Source organism: Bradyrhizobium sp. RDI18 (assembly GCF_043203335.1).
Classification (GTDB): domain Bacteria; phylum Pseudomonadota; class Alphaproteobacteria; order Rhizobiales; family Xanthobacteraceae; genus Bradyrhizobium; species Bradyrhizobium retamae.
In genome coordinates, this window is record NZ_JBICRN010000008.1 from 6746390 (window position 1) to 6761219 (window position 14830).

Below are 14830 nucleotides of genomic sequence, written 5' to 3' on the forward strand. Positions count from 1 at the left end.
CGTGGACTTCAACCTTCGACTAACGCAGGCACAATCTGCGATTGCGGACCTCCACACTGTGAGACAACTCACATTGCACGCGATCGTGTGGTCGCGGGGTGAGCCAATAATGGAAACTTCAGACGCTTCGTCAGCCCTGGCGGGGCAGCAGTTCCGTCAGCGAGCGGATGATGCGGTCGGGCTTTACGGTGGAATCCGGCGGCAGGCCGTCGCCATGCACATCGATCCAGATCGCATAGATGCCGAGCCGTTGCGGCGCCACCACCTCCCATTCGAGATTGTCGCCGATCATCCAGGTTTCGGGCGCGGTGACGCCGAGCGCCTGCATCGCGTGCAGATAAGCGCGCTCGCCCGGCTTGCCGAAGCCGTGCTCGCCCTCGATCTGGATGTGATCAAAACGGTGCGACAGCGCGAAGCGTTCGACCTTGGCGCGCTGCGTGCCGGCGGCGCCGTTCGTCACCAGCGCCAGCTTCACGCCGCGTGCCTTCAATTCGTCGATGGCGTCATGCGCGCCGGGGAAGACGAACATTTCCTCTTCACGGTAGGCGGTAAAGCGGTCGGCCAACCGTATCGCGAGGTCTTCAGGCAGGACGTGACCATCTTCGGCAAGCGCGGCAAATCCGTTCCTGACGGTGATGCGCCGCGCTTCATCAAGCTTCAGCCGCCATTCGGCTTCGGCAACAGCCCAGAATTTGCGCGCGGAATCCAGAACGGCGGCGGCAACCTGCTGCGAGGTCAGAGGCCCGAACTCGGCGGCGAACTCGGACGTGACATTGTGCCAGGCGATCTCCGGACGTCCATAGGCCGACAGGATGGTGTCGTCCATATCGATCAGCATCGCGCGGGGTAGGTGGGTCATTGTTTTCGCGGCCATCTCACTTCAAGCGTCATCGGCCGCGGGAAGCAGCGGCGGACTTACCGCGAATATCAGATCACCCGCACCGGGTCAGATCCCGGAAAACCACGCCGCCGGACCATGGAAGCCCGGCGGCGTCAAAAACTGCCTCACGCAACCTTGTTGGCGCGGTCGTCCTCTTCCTCGTCCTCGGCTTCCTCTTCGTCCTCGTCTTCGTCGTCTTCTTCGTCTTCGTCGTCCTCTGACGTATCGGCTTCGGCGAGCTCTAGGACGGCAAGCGGCAGCGTCTCGCGGAACAGATCGCCTTCATTGCCCATCCATACGCACGCAACGTTGCCGTCCTTGACCTCCACCACACTGAGAGGATGGCCGCCGGACTTCAGAATGACGACGTCGCCTGGTTTCAAATCCATGATCTACTCCTCGGATGACATGACACGAATCGCACCATAGCGATCAGTCATGACAACCCGATCATGCGATCATGGCCACTTTACCTCCGGCGGCATCGACGAGAGAATGGAATCCACATTGCCGCCAGTCTTTAGCCCGAAGATCGTGCCGCGGTCGTAGAGCAGGTTGAACTCGACGTAGCGTCCGCGCCGGATCAACTGTTCCTCGCGGTCGGCGGCATTCCAGGGAAGGGCGAAATTGCGGCGGACCAGTTCAGGATAGATTTTCAGGAAGGCGCGGCCGACCTCCTGGGTAAAGGCGAGGTCGGCGTCCCAGTCACCTGAATCGTGCCAGTCGTAGAAGATGCCGCCGATGCCGCGCGCTTCCTTGCGGTGCGGCAGATAGAAATATTCGTCGCACCATTTTTTGTACTTGTCGTAATCGGCCACGCCGTTCGATCTCCCGCAGGCTTCTTTCATCGCCTGATGGAAAGCGAGCGTGTCGGGGTCATCCTGGGTGCGCCGGCGGTCGAGCACCGGCGTCAGATCCGCCCCGCCGCCGAACCATGCCTTGGTGGTGACCACGAAGCGGGTGTTCATGTGCACCGCCGGCACATGCGGGTTGCGCATGTGCGCGATCAGCGAAATGCCCGACGCCCAGAACCTGGGATCGTCGGCCGCGCCGGGTACCTGCGCGCGGAATTCCGGCGCGAACTCGCCATGCACGGTCGAGCAGTGCACGCCGACCTTCTCGAACAGCCGCCCACGCATTATCGACATCACCCCGCCGCCGCCGGGCTTGCCGGTGTGGTCGGTGCGATCCCAGGGCGTGCGCACGAAGCGACCGGCCTCGCCGGGATAGAGGGCAGGCGGAGCGTCGTCTTCCAACTCTTCGAAGGCCGCGCAGATGTCGTTGCGCAGCGCTTCGAACCAGGCTCTCGCCCTCGTTTTGCGGTCCTCGATGACGGACATATCCATGTGGTCGATCCGTATCCTTCCGTCATTGCGAGCGAAGCGAAGCAATCCATGGTGCCACAAAAAAGAATGGATTGCTTCGTCGCTTGCGCTCCTCGCAATGACGGTGAAAGTTATCCCTGTGGCCCGAAATACGTGCAGCTCTCGTTGCAACTGTCGCGGTGAACGCTGACGCGGGTGATTTGGCCTGCGTGCTGGACCCGCTCGAAGATGTAGCGCGAAATGTTTTCCAGCGTCGGCGTCCCCAGCGCCTCGACCTTGTTGAGGAGCTTGTGGTCGAGTGCTTTCCGAACCTCTTCCATGCTGCGCTCCAGCAGGCCGAGATCGAGCACCATGCCGGTTTCCGGGTCGGGCGTGCCGCGCACGCTCACTTCGGCGCGAAATGAGTGGCCGTGAATTTCCTCGCTGGCCGCGCCGAAGGTCGTTCCCTTCAGGGAATGCGCGGCTTCGAAGCGAAACGATTTCGTCAGTTCCCACATCTTGAAAATCTAAATCCTATCTGATGCCGAGTGTCTTGTGCGTCTGCAGGCTGAGCCGCCATTGCGGATGGCGCAGGCAGTAGTCGACCGCACGCGCGGTGTTTTCGAGCACGTCGGGTCCATCCATCGGCTGCAGCGAAAAGCGCTCGAAATCGAGCCTCGCAAAATCTTCCGGCGCCGCGCCCGCCTGCGGATAGACCAGCTTCAATTCGTGGCCGCGGCGCACCACGAGATCGGCGCCGGCTTTCGGACTGACGCAGACCCAGTCCATCCCTTCGGGCGGTTCGATCGTGCCGTTGGTCTCGATGCCAATGGCGAAGCCGCGCGCATGCAGCGCATCGATGAAGGGGGATCGACCTGCAGCAGAGGCTCGCCGCCGGTCAGGACCACGTAGCGGTTGGTATTCTCGCCGGTCCATTGCCCGGCGATGGTGTCGGCGAGTTCGTCCGCCGTGGCATAGCGGCCGCCGAGCGTGCCGTCGGTGCCGACAAAGTCGGTATCGCAGAACTGGCAGGTGGCGCTCACGCGGTCCTGTTCGCGGCCGCTCCAGAGGTTGCAGCCGGAAAAACGACAAAACACTGCCGCGCGGCCGGCGTGCGCGCCTTCGCCTTGCAACGTCAGAAATATTTCCTTGACCGCGTAGCTCACCGTCGCTCCTTGAGAACCGCGTCCGCTTGGATCGCGGAACTGGTCTGCCGCAGCGCCTCACCCAATGCCATGGCCGCCGCTATGGCGACATTGAGCGAGCGCAAGCCCGGCCTGATCGGAATCATCAGGCGTGCATCGGCGGCAGAAACAACTTCAGCGGTAACCCCTACCGATTCCCGCCCGAACAGCAGGACATCATCCGGCCGGTAGCTGAAATCCAGATAAGAACTGGTCCCCTTGGTCGTAAATAGCACCAGCCGGAAACCCGCCCCCTTACGCCATTGCTCGAATTTTTGCCATGAGTCATGGCGGGTAAGGGCGACATGATCGAGATAGTCCATTCCCGCTCGGCGGAAATGCCGGTCGGAAGTCGGAAATCCGGCCGGCTCTATGATGTGGGCGGTCGCGCCCAGGCATGCACACAGGCGCAGAATCGTCCCGGTGTTCTGGGGGATATCGGGCTGGAAAAGGGCGATGTGCATGGGGCGAGGCTTTGGTGGCGCAAGTGAAATGTTTCGAATAAATCACTGCCGGGCGCGGATTTAGTGCATTGCACGCTTGCGAGCCGATAGCGGGCTTGCGCTCTCACGGCAAGGGTGCCAATAGAACGATTCTGGACTGCTTGTTCCGCCGGAATGGGGGAGGAAAAGCGGTTTTTCTGCCGCCGCGGGGGCCGCGGGCGCCGGCAGCCTACTCCGGGGCGCGCTTTTGCGTGGGTCCGGGGCGGTTCCGCTGGCTGCAGATAAGAAAGGGCTTGAGATCGTGACGACAGCGTCTTCGGCGGACCATCCGACACGCCGTGATTTCCTTTATGTTGCAACGGGAGCCGTCGCCGCCGTAGGCGCGGCTGCCACGGTGTGGCCGCTGGTTTCCCAGATGAATCCGGATGCCTCCACGGTCGCGGCCGGTGCGCCGATCGAGGTCGACCTGACACCGATCGCCGAAGGGCAGGACATCAAGGTGTTCTGGCGCGGCAAGCCGATCTACATCAGCCACCGGACCAAGAAGCAGATCGAAGAGGCCCGCGCGGTGTCGGTATCGAGCCTGCCCGATCCGCAGAGCGACGAGGCGCGGGTCAAGCCGGGCCATGATCAGTGGCTGGTCGTGGTCGGCATCTGCACCCACCTTGGCTGCATCCCGATCGCCCATGAGGGTCAGTACGACGGCTTCTTCTGTCCGTGCCACGGTTCGGTGTACGACACGTCGGGCCGCATCCGTCAGGGACCCGCGCCGACCAACCTGGCCGTGCCGCCCTATACCTTCGTTTCCGATACCAAAATCCAGATCGGCTAAGGGCTCGGACGCCAGTTCGAGACCTCCCTTAAGCCGTTGCGTCGTTTTACTTCCTCAGGATCGCATCAATGAGCGGACCATCCGATTTCCAGCCGACCAATCCCGCCTTGAAGTGGATCGAACGGCGCCTCCCGATCATGGGACTCATGCATTCCTCGTTCGTGGCGTATCCGACGCCGCGTAACCTGAACTATTGGTGGACGTTCGGCGCCATCCTTTCGTTCATGCTGGGTGTGCAGATCCTGACCGGCGTGATCCTGGCGATGCACTACACGCCGCATGCCGATATGGCATTCAAGTCGGTCGAACTGATCGTCCGCGACGTCAATTACGGCTGGCTGCTGCGAAACATCCACGCCTCCGGCGCGTCGATGTTCTTCTTCGCCGTCTACATCCATATGTTCCGCGGCCTCTACTATGGGTCGTACAAGGAGCCGCGTGAAGTGCTCTGGATCCTCGGCGTCATCATCTATCTCCTGATGATGGCAACCGGCTTCATGGGCTACGTGCTGCCGTGGGGCCAGATGAGCTTCTGGGGCGCGACCGTCATCACCAACCTGTTCTCGGCCGTGCCCTATTTCGGCGAGAGCATCGTGACGCTGCTGTGGGGCGGCTATGCCGTGGGCAATCCGACGCTGAACCGCTTCTTCTCGCTGCACTATCTGCTGCCGTTCGTGATCGCCGGCGTCGTCGTGCTGCACATCTGGGCGCTGCACGTGGCGGGTCAGAACAACCCGGCCGGTGTCGAGCCGAAGACCGAAAAGGACACGGTGCCGTTCACGCCCTACGCGACCATGAAGGACATGTTCGGCGTCTCCTGCTTCCTGCTGTTCTTTGCCTGGTTCATCTTCTACATGCCGAACTATCTCGGCGACGCCGAGAACTACATTCCGGCTAATCCCGCTGTAACGCCCGCGCACATCGTGCCGGAATGGTATTACCTGCCGTTCTACGCAATCCTGCGTTCGATCCCGAACAAGCTTGCCGGCGTCGTGGCGATGTTCGGTGCGATCCTCATTCTGGCGTTCCTGCCCTGGCTCGACAGCGCCAAAACGCGCTCGTCGAAGTACCGCCCGCTGGCCAAGCAGTTCTTCTGGATGTTCGTTGTCGTCTGCATCGGCCTTGGCTATCTCGGCGCACAGCCGCCGGAGGGCATCTACGTCATCGTCGGCCGCATCCTGACCTTCCTCTACTTCGCCTATTTCCTGATCCTGCTGCCGTTGCTGTCGCGGATCGAGAAGCCCCGTCCGGTGCCGAACTCGATCGCGGACGACGTGCTGGCAAAGACGGGCGGCAAGGCTGCGCCGATGGTCTCGACCGTCATTGCGCTGATGGTGGCAGGCGGTCTGCTGCTGGGCGGCGCCGAGAGCGCCCGGGCCGCCGAAGGCAGCACCAAGCCGCCGGCCCAGAAGTGGTCGTTTTCAGGCCCGTTCGGCAAGTTCGACCGCGGCGCCATGCAGCGCGGTCTGAAGGTCTACAAGGAAGTCTGCGCATCCTGCCATGGCCTGTCGTTTGTCGCCTTCCGCAATCTCGCCGAAACCGGCGGTCCCGGCTATTCGGTGGCGCAGGCCCAGGCGTTCGCCTCCGAGTACAAGGTCAAGGACGGCCCGAACGACCAGGGCGAGATGTTCGAGCGGCCGGGCCGGCCCGCCGATTATTTCCCGTCGCCGTTCCCCAACGAGCAGGCGGCGCGCGCAGCCAATGGCGGCGCGTTTCCCCCGACCTGTCGCTGATCACCAAGGCGCGCCGCTACGGCCGCGGCTTCCCGATGTTCCTGGTCGACTTCTTCACCCAGTATCAGGAGCAGGGACCGGACTACCTCGTGGCGCTGTTGCAGGGTTATGAAGACAAGCCGCCGGCTGGCTTCAACCTGCCGGAAGGTTCCTACTACAACACCTACTTCCCCGGCCATGCCATCAAGATGCCGAAGCCGTTGAACGACGGTCAGGTCACCTACGACGACGGCTCGCCGGCCACAGTTGCGCAATACGCCAAGGACGTCACCCACTTCCTGATGTGGGCCGCAGAGCCACACATGGAAGCGCGCAAGCAGCTCGGTCTGCAGGTGTTCGTGTTCCTGATCCTGCTCACCGTCTTGCTGTACTTCACCAAGAAGAAGGTCTGGGCCAACGCCCACTGAGCTTCATTGAAGCGTCATGAATTCGGAAAAGCCCCTGCGGGGGCTTTTTTGTTGGGCCCAGCAATGCGCCGGCGGGCGATTGCGTCCCGATCCCGCACCGGCCAAAATGACTGCAACCGATCCAGAAGTCAGCGGAGGAACCCATGGGCACCCACATCACCTTCAAGCGTCCGGACGGCAAGGAAACCGCCGGCTATCTCGCCAATGCCGCGCGCGGCAATGCGCCGGGCGTGGTGGTGGTGCAGGAATGGTGGGGCCTGTCGGAGAACATCAAGGGCCTGTGCGACCGCTTTGCGGCGGCCGGCTTCGATGCGCTGGCGCCCGATCTCTACAAGGGCGTCGTGGTGCCGTATCACGATACGGACGCGGCCAACGCGCAGATGAACTCGCTGGATTTCATGGACGCCACTACCCAAAATGTACGTGGCGCCGCGCAATATCTCGCACGCAACGGCGCCAAGGTGGGGCTTACCGGCTTCTGCCTCGGCGGCGCCGTGACCATCATCGGCGCCACCAAGGTTCCGGAGCTCACGGCGGGCGTGGTATTCTACGGCATCCCGCCGGAGCAGGCCGCTAAATCTGCCGACGTGAAAATCCCGCTGCAGGCGCATTTCGCCAACAAGGACGACTGGTGCACACCGGCCGCGGTCGACGCCTTCGAAAAGGCGATGAAGGACGCCGGCAAGTCGCTCGAGCTATTCCGCTACGACGCCGAACATGCCTTCGTGAACGAGCAGCGCGTGGCCGTGCATGACCGCCAGGCAGCCGAGCTTGCCTGGGGTCGGGCGACGGAATTTTTCAGGAAGCATTTGGGCTGAGCCGAGAGACGCCTCGTTCGTCCTCGCAATGACGGTTGGGGGGCCCACACATGAAAGTCTTCTGCACGGGCGCATCGGGCTATATCGGCGGATCGGTTGCCGCGCATCTCGCGGCCGCCGGTCATCAGGTCACCGGCCTTGTTCGCTCCGGCGAAAAGGCAGACGCCGTTCGCGCGTTCGGCATAGAGCCGGTGATGGGCACGCTGGATGACGCGCAAGTTCTCGCGCGCGCCGCGCAGGCGGCAGATGTCGTCGTCAATGCCGCAAGTGCCGACCACAAGGGCGCCGTCGTCGCACTGCTCGATGCTCTCGCCGGAAGCGGCAAGGCCTTCATCCACACATCGGGATCGAGCATCGTCGGCAGGCGTTCCCGCGGCGAGCGCTCCGACGACATCTTCGACGAAGACACGCCGATCACGCCGTCGCCCGCCCGCGCCGCACGGGTCGAGCTGAACCACTTCATTCTCGGCTATCACGACAAGGGCTGCCGCCCCATCATCATCTGCCCGAGCCTGATCTACGGCATCGGCCATGGGGCGGGGCGCGACAGCGTGCAGGTACCGCTCTTGATCAAGCTCGCCAAGAAGCGCGGCAATGCCACGCATGCCGGCCCCGGCGAGAACGTCTGGTCCAACGTGCATATCGACGATCTCGTGCCGCTCTACATGCTCGCGATCGACAAAGCTCCGGCAGGTAGCTTCTATTTCGCCGAGAATGGCGAGAATTCGATGCGCGAAGCCTGTGTGGCCATCGACCGCATGCTCGGCTTCGCCGGCCCGCCGTCTGCGATGTCGATGCAGGAGGCTGCCGCCGAATGGGGCGAGGGTACGGCCGAGGACACCATGGCTTCCAACAGTCGCGTCCGTGCCGAACGCGCGCGCCGCGAGCTCCGCTGGCGACCGAAAGCGCGCCCGCTGATCGAGGAGATCGAGCACGGATGCTACCGCGAATAGCGCAGCAAACACGCCGTCCCGGCGAACGCCGGACCCTTTCCGACACCCCGGGATGGGCTTGGGCGAGGCTTCGAGGGCTGTCTTTCCCTTGACATCGTTCCCGCCGGATGGTGATTAGGTTCCCATGAGCATCGTTGTTGCCCCCTGCCGTCTTTGGTGGCGCACCTCCTAAGAGGTGGCCGGTGCGATTTCATTTTTTCAATCGTCGAAGGTCGCCATCGCAGTGCGACGGTTCCTTCGTTTGTCCTGTGTGGCGCGCCCTCCCGAGGTTTCGTAAGAGGATCACATGAACAGGACAGCCTTCTCCCTGCCGGAGCACAGCGAATACCGGACCAGCGGCGGTCTGGCGATTTCGCGCGTCGTCGAGCAGTTCACCGGCAACGCCAAGCGCCTTGACGACCTGATCGAGCTGCTCGATCGCCGCCGTGGCGTGGTGCTGTCCTCCGGCACCACGGTGCCGGGGCGTTATGAAAGTTTTGACCTCGGCTTTGCCGATCCGCCGTTGGTGCTGGAAACGGCCGGCTCGAATTTCTCGCTCCAAGCGCTGAACGCGCGCGGCGAGGTGCTGATCGCCTTCCTCGGCGACGTGCTGCGCGAGCCCTGCGTCGTCATTTCGGAGCGGAGCTCCACGCGGCTGGCCGGCCACATCATCCGCGGCGCCGCGCCGGTCGAGGAAGATCAGCGCACCCGCCGTGCCAGCGTGATGTCGCTGGTGCGCGATCTGGTCGCCGCCTTCACCGCAAACGACGATCCGCTGCTCGGCCTGTTCGGCGCCTTCGCCTACGACCTCGTGTTCCAGATCGAGGACCTCGTGCAGAAGCGGGCGCGCGAGGCTGACCAGCGCGACATCGTGCTCTACGTGCCGGATCGCCTTTTGGCCTACGACCGCGCCACCGGCCGTGGCGTGGTGTTGAGCTATGATTTCTCCTGGAAGGAAAAATCGACCAAGGGTTTGCCGCGCGACACCGCCGAGAGCGCCTATGCCAAGTCGCCCCGGCAGGGATTCGCCGATCACGCACCCGGGGAATATCAGGCAACGGTCGAGGTCGCGCGTGCGGCGTTTGCGCGCGGCGACCTGTTCGAGGCGGTGCCGGGGCAACTGTTCGCCGAGCCCTGCGAGCGTTCGCCGGCGGAGGTGTTCCAGCGGCTGTGCCGCATCAACCCGTCGCCCTATGGCGCGCTGATGAATCTCGGGGACGGCGAATTTTTGGTGTCGGCCTCGCCGGAAATGTTCGTGCGCTCCGACGGCCGCCGGGTCGAGACCTGCCCGATTTCGGGCACGATTGCGCGCGGCGTCGATGCGATCGGCGATGCCGAGCAAATCAGGCAATTGCTGAACTCGGAGAAGGACGAGTTCGAGCTCAACATGTGCACCGACGTCGACCGCAACGACAAGGCGCGCGTCTGCATCCCCGGCACGATCAAGGTGCTGGCGCGGCGGCAGATCGAGACCTATTCGAAACTGTTCCACACCGTGGACCATGTCGAAGGCATGCTGCGCCCGGGTTTCGATGCGCTCGACGCCTTTCTGACCCATGCCTGGGCGGTTACCGTGACCGGTGCGCCGAAATTGTGGGCCATGCAGTTCGTCGAGGACAATGAGCGTTCGTCGCGGCGCTGGTACGCCGGCGCCATCGGCGCGGTGAATTTCGACGGCAGCATCAACACCGGGCTGACCATCCGTACCATCCGCATGAAGGATGGGTTGGCCGAAGTGCGCGTCGGCGCCACCTGCCTGTTCGATTCCGATCCGGCTGCCGAAGACCGCGAGTGCCAGGTGAAAGCGGCTGCGCTGTTCCAGGCGCTGCGGGGCGACGCGCCGAAGCCGCTGTCGACCTTTGCGCCCGATGCGACCGGCTCGGGCCGCAGGGTGCTCTTGATCGACCATGACGACAGTTTTGTTCATATGCTGGCGGATTATTTCCGGCAGGTCGGCGCAAGCGTAACCGTGGTCCGGCACGTGCATGCACAGGAGATGCTGAAGCGGAAGGGCTGGGATCTCCTGGTATTGTCGCCGGGCCCGGGTCGCCCGGAGGATTTTGGGATATCGAAGACCATTGGAACGGCGCTGGACCGAAAACTGCCGATCTTCGGTGTCTGCCTCGGCGTGCAGGCGATCGGCGAGTATTTTGGCGGCCAGCTCGGTCAGCTCACCCAGCCCGCGCATGGACGGCCGTCGCGGGTTCAGGTCCGCGGCGGACGGCTGATGCAGAACCTGCCGAATGAGATCGTGATCGGCCGTTATCATTCGCTGTATGTCGAGCGCGACAGCGTGCCCGATGTTCTCGAAGTCACCGCGACCACCGAGGACGGCGTCGCGATGGCGATCGAACACAAGACCTTGCCGGTCGGCGGCGTGCAGTTTCACCCGGAATCGCTGATGTCGCTCGGCGGCGAGGTGGGACTGCGCATCGTTGAGAATGCGTTTCGGCTGAACGCGGAGGCGAATTGATTGACCGTCATTGCGAGGAGCGAAGCGACGAAGCAATCCATACCTTTCGTGGTACGATGGATTGCTTCGCGGAGCCTGTCATCCGGCGGCGCTTTGCGCCGACCGGGTGGCTCGCAATGACATTGGGGACAATTGAAAGCGAGATAAGCACCAATGACATTCGATCACGACATCAAGGCCACCGTCCGCACCATTCCGGACTACCCGAAAAAGGGTATCCTGTTTCGCGACATCACGACCCTGCTGGCGGACGCGCGTGCCTTTCGGCGTGCCGTCGATGAGCTGGTGCAGCCCTGGGCTGGATTGAAGATCGACAAGGTCGCCGGCATCGAGGCGAGGGGATTCATCCTCGGCGGCGCGGTCGCGCATCAGGTTTCCGCCGGCTTTGTGCCGATCCGGAAAAAAGGCAAGCTGCCGCATACCACCGTGCGGATCGCCTATTCGCTGGAATACGGCCTCGATGAAATGGAAATGCATGCCGACGCGGTCCATCCCGGCGAGCGCGTCATCCTGGTCGACGATCTCATCGCCACCGGCGGCACCGCGGAAGGCGCGGTGAAATTGCTGCGCCAGATCGGCGCCAATGTGGTCGCGGCCTGCTTCATCATCGATCTGCCCGATCTCGGCGGCGCCGCCAAGCTGCGCGCGATGGAAGTACCGGTGCGCACGCTGATGGCGTTCGAGGGACATTGAGTTAGCTTGCTCAAAACTCTCCTCACGTCGTCCCTGCGGGTTGATGTCACGGGATGCCTCGCGGGAAATGGCCTGGGGTCGGAGGCGGCACTAACAGACTGGCCGCCCAGCATCAATATTACCCGGGTAATTGACTGTGAATGTGTGCGTTCCCCGGATGCTGCGCAGCGCGTGAGCGGTGCGCTGCTGATCCGGGGTCCATGCTGTGACAGGTCCCGGCTCTGCGGAGCAGCGTTGCACGCTGCGCCGCGTCCGGGACACGATGAAGTCACGGCCGCTGCGGGAGCAGGCTGAACTCGAGCTCGCGAAAACTGGTGTAGTTCCTGCGGATCCACTGATGCAGCTCGGTCGACGAGTCCCGCTCGTTGCGCAGGTAGTTGGTGAAGGAAAAGGTCAGCCGGTCGATATAGGTTTTCAGGAACGAGGGCAGCGCCGATATGCGCAGCACCCGCCCCAAGCCCATCGCCTCGGGCAGTTCGCCACGTACCACATACTCGTTGTCGACCGTAATCAGCGCTTTCAGCGGGATCTGCTCCCGTAACGTCGAATAAGCGCGCGCGGAAACGCGGTCGGTATCCGCCACGAACAGGATGATCGGCGCCACGCCACGCCGTGCGGCCTCCTTTAGGAAACCGATCTCGTTGATCATCTTGAAAAACTCGTCGAACGCATGAAAGCCGAGGTCGATCACCTTGGCGACGCCGTCGTCTACGATCAGGCGATCCATGAGCTGCATCTTGCCATAGGTGTCCATCACGTCGGCCGTCTCGGTGACGCGCGGCAGATATTCGAGCAGCGATGGTTCCTTCAGGTTGATGTCGAAGGAAGATACCATCCCATCCTTCAGCAGCAGGAACTCGCTCAACAGGCGCGCGAGCAACGTCTTGCCGACCAGCGGCCGGGGCGAGCAGATGATGTAGACAGGCGTGGAGCTCATCACCCGCTATATCAAAGGAATTTTTCGCCTAATCCAGCCCTGTCGCGGCGGCTATCCGACTATTTTTCGCCGCCGCGCACGCCAGGCTTGGCGCCGACGAGATCGGTCAGCTTGATGCGATCGAACTCGCTCCAGACGTTGGCGAGCCAGTGGCGGACATAGCCGCGCAGCACGAACGAATAGTTCGCGGCTTCGTCCTCCTTGCCCTTGTTGGCGACGAATTTGAGGAACGGCACCGAGGAAACCTCGACCTGCTCATAGGCCATTTCGTTGAGCTTGGGGATCGTGAGGTCGGTAGCGTCCTTGATACGGTGGAAGTAGGAGTTGTAGGTCGACTGATCCCACTGGAAGAACTGGGTGTCGTTGATGAAGTTCTTCACCAGGAAATACTTGGCGCCATGCATGAAGTTCGCGGTCTCGGCGATTTCGTCCAGCGAGGCGATCGAGGGGCCCAGTATATGGAACACGGCAAAGGTGATCTGCCCGGCCTTTGCGGCATCGAGAAAGCCGATGTCGCGCAGCGAGGCCAGCGCCGGCGACAGCAGTCCGGCGCGGACATCGATCACGGTGACGGAGGGGCTGACCGCGTTCAGCGTATCGAAGATCTTCATCTGATCCGATGTCGTCGTCATGTCGACGATCTCGGTGATGTCGGGGTGGAAGCGCTTCAGGGTGCCACGCGGGGATTCGGTGTCGAATGCCCGGGTCGGCACGTTGTTGGCGCTGAAATAATCCAGGAGCGTCCGCGACACGGTCGTCTTGCCGACCCCGCCCTTGTCCGCGCCCACCACAATCACGACTGGCTTTGCCATGGAATTCCCTTGAACAGCAGTTCCGACCGCGGGGAGCGGCCGGCATGCCCCATACCCTGCTTTGGGCGCGAACATGGCAGAAACAAGGGAGAATTCAATTCATTAGACAGCCGTCGCCATCATTCCGCACGGAATTCGTTAATCCGGCGCGTCGGCAGGACAGTCGTTTAGCGGTGCGGGCCCCAAGGGCCGTCCAGGGAGCCGGGGCGGGCGCCCGGAACGCTCGCGGGCTCGCTGGCGTCGCTCCACGGATCGCGGGGAACCGGCGGTTGGAGTTGCTCCGTGGGCGATTCCTCCGACGCATCGGGGGCATCCGCCGGATCCGTCGGGAGGGCGAGGGGCCGGGGTCATGGCCACCGGCAAACTGCACCAGCGCCTTGACGCGCCTGTCGACTGACGGATGGGTCGCGAACAGGTCGGCAAAGCCTTCGCGCGGATTGTCGACACAGAGCTCCATCACCGCAGACGTCGCGCCGGGCAGTTCGCCGCGGTTCTCGATCTTGCGCAGCGCCGTGATCATGGCGTCGGGATTCTTGGTCAGTTCGACCGAGCCGGCGTCGGCCAACAGCTCGCGCGACCGCGACAGCGCCAGCTTGACGACTTGCGACAACAGCCACGCCAGCAGGATCAGCACCACCGCAATAATGATCGCCATGATGGCCCCGCCGCCTCCCTTGCCGCGGTCGGACGACGAGGAGGAGGACGACGAGGAGGAGGACGATGAGGAAGATGACGAGGACGACCAATCGCTGCCGGTGGAGTTCCAGGACAGGTTGGTAAACGTTCGAAAGAACAGTTCTCCGAAGAAGCCCACCACGCCGGCGATGATCATGGCGATCACCATCAACTGCACGTCGCCGTTGCGGATATGCGTGAGCTCGTGGCCGAGCACGGCCTCGATCTCCTGGTCGTTGAGCGTCTGCAGAAGGCCCGATGTCACCGTGATGGAATATTGCCGCTGGTTGAGCCCGGTGGCGAAGGCGTTCAGTGCCGGGCTGTCCATCACCTTCAGCTTCGGCATCGTGATGCCGCGCGAGATGCAGAGGTTTTCCAGGAGATTATAGAGCCGCGGCTGTTGTTGCCGTGTCACGCTCTCGCCGCCGGTCACGGCGTCGATCATGTTCTGGTGGAAGAAATAGGCGATCACGATCCACAAGGCAGCGAGGATTGTCGCATAGGGGAAGGCTGCGATCAGGTCACGCGAGGCGCGCGTCAGATAATAGTCGAGTGAAGCACCGCTATTGAGCACCACTTCCGCAACCAGCGCGCCGGCGAAGACCAGCACGTAGATCAGCAGAAACAGCCCGGCGAGCAGCAGCATCGAACGAAACTTGTTCGATGCGATATGCGTGTAGAGACCATACGCGGCCATGACTATCTTT

Annotated in this window: 12 protein-coding genes and 3 pseudogenes; 6 read left to right on the forward strand and 9 right to left on the reverse strand. The window is 62.8% G+C overall.

Going from position 1 to position 14830, the window contains the following annotated elements; genetic code table 11:
• Positions 1 to 130: 130 nt before the first annotated feature.
• The 6 genes and pseudogenes from ACFXS9_RS41530 to ACFXS9_RS41555 all read right to left on the reverse strand — a co-directional run bounded on the left by ACFXS9_RS41530 (position 131) and on the right by ACFXS9_RS41555 (position 3832).
• Positions 131 to 859, reverse strand: coding sequence for an HAD family hydrolase (locus tag ACFXS9_RS41530; RefSeq protein ID WP_392699269.1), 729 nt, complete (start codon positions 857 to 859; stop codon positions 131 to 133).
• 146 nt (positions 860 to 1005) lie between these two features.
• On the reverse strand, positions 1006 to 1269 hold the full coding sequence (locus ACFXS9_RS41535; RefSeq protein ID WP_065745887.1) for a YodC family protein: 264 nt from the start codon (positions 1267 to 1269) through the stop codon (positions 1006 to 1008).
• A gap of 69 nt (positions 1270 to 1338) precedes the next feature.
• On the reverse strand, positions 1339 to 2226 hold the full coding sequence (gene hemF, locus ACFXS9_RS41540) for an oxygen-dependent coproporphyrinogen oxidase (RefSeq protein ID WP_392699270.1): 888 nt from the start codon (positions 2224 to 2226) through the stop codon (positions 1339 to 1341).
• 110 nt (positions 2227 to 2336) lie between these two features.
• A complete protein-coding gene (locus ACFXS9_RS41545) occupies positions 2337 to 2702 on the reverse strand; it encodes a 6-carboxytetrahydropterin synthase (protein ID WP_057841744.1) in 366 nt (121 codons plus the stop codon).
• Between the two features lie 16 nt (positions 2703 to 2718).
• Positions 2719 to 3350: pseudogene (gene queE, locus ACFXS9_RS41550) on the reverse strand (7-carboxy-7-deazaguanine synthase).
• Positions 3347 to 3832, reverse strand: coding sequence for a tRNA (cytidine(34)-2'-O)-methyltransferase (locus ACFXS9_RS41555; protein ID WP_392699272.1), 486 nt, complete (start codon positions 3830 to 3832; stop codon positions 3347 to 3349). Before ACFXS9_RS41555 ends, queE begins: the two are co-directional and overlap by 4 nt.
• Before the next feature lie 280 nt (positions 3833 to 4112).
• Here ACFXS9_RS41555 and petA point away from each other — a divergent pair, with 280 nt between their 5' ends.
• From petA to ACFXS9_RS41585, 6 genes and pseudogenes are all read left to right on the forward strand, one after another.
• The gene (gene petA, locus ACFXS9_RS41560; RefSeq protein ID WP_392699273.1) at positions 4113 to 4643 is read left to right on the forward strand and encodes a ubiquinol-cytochrome c reductase iron-sulfur subunit; all 531 of its coding nucleotides are present in this window, start codon (positions 4113 to 4115) and stop codon (positions 4641 to 4643) included.
• A gap of 146 nt (positions 4644 to 4789) precedes the next feature.
• Positions 4790 to 6783 (forward strand): annotated as a pseudogene (locus tag ACFXS9_RS41565) (cytochrome c1).
• Positions 6784 to 6926: 143 nt separating this feature from the next.
• A complete protein-coding gene (locus ACFXS9_RS41570) occupies positions 6927 to 7601 on the forward strand; it encodes a dienelactone hydrolase family protein (protein WP_392699275.1) in 675 nt (224 codons plus the stop codon).
• A gap of 50 nt (positions 7602 to 7651) precedes the next feature.
• The gene (locus tag ACFXS9_RS41575) at positions 7652 to 8554 is read left to right on the forward strand and encodes an NAD-dependent epimerase/dehydratase family protein (protein WP_392699277.1); all 903 of its coding nucleotides are present in this window, start codon (positions 7652 to 7654) and stop codon (positions 8552 to 8554) included.
• 286 nt (positions 8555 to 8840) lie between these two features.
• Positions 8841 to 11006 carry an anthranilate synthase component I gene (locus tag ACFXS9_RS41580; protein WP_392699278.1) on the forward strand — a complete coding sequence of 722 codons (2166 nt, stop codon included), beginning with the start codon at positions 8841 to 8843 and terminating at the stop codon, positions 11004 to 11006.
• A gap of 153 nt (positions 11007 to 11159) precedes the next feature.
• A complete protein-coding gene (locus ACFXS9_RS41585; RefSeq protein ID WP_057841738.1) occupies positions 11160 to 11699 on the forward strand; it encodes an adenine phosphoribosyltransferase in 540 nt (179 codons plus the stop codon).
• 268 nt (positions 11700 to 11967) lie between these two features.
• Here ACFXS9_RS41585 and ACFXS9_RS41590 read toward each other — a convergent pair whose 3' ends face one another.
• From ACFXS9_RS41590 to ACFXS9_RS41600, 3 genes and pseudogenes are all read right to left on the reverse strand, one after another.
• Complete coding sequence (locus tag ACFXS9_RS41590) at positions 11968 to 12636, reverse strand: hypothetical protein (protein WP_392699280.1); 669 nt, start codon at positions 12634 to 12636, stop codon at positions 11968 to 11970.
• Positions 12637 to 12695: 59 nt separating this feature from the next.
• Positions 12696 to 13448: a hypothetical protein gene (locus ACFXS9_RS41595; protein WP_057850561.1), complete on the reverse strand. Its 753-nt coding sequence runs from the start codon at positions 13446 to 13448 to the stop codon at positions 12696 to 12698.
• Between the two features lie 167 nt (positions 13449 to 13615).
• Positions 13616 to 14820 (reverse strand): annotated as a pseudogene (locus tag ACFXS9_RS41600) (M48 family metallopeptidase).
• Positions 14821 to 14830 lie beyond the last annotated feature (10 nt).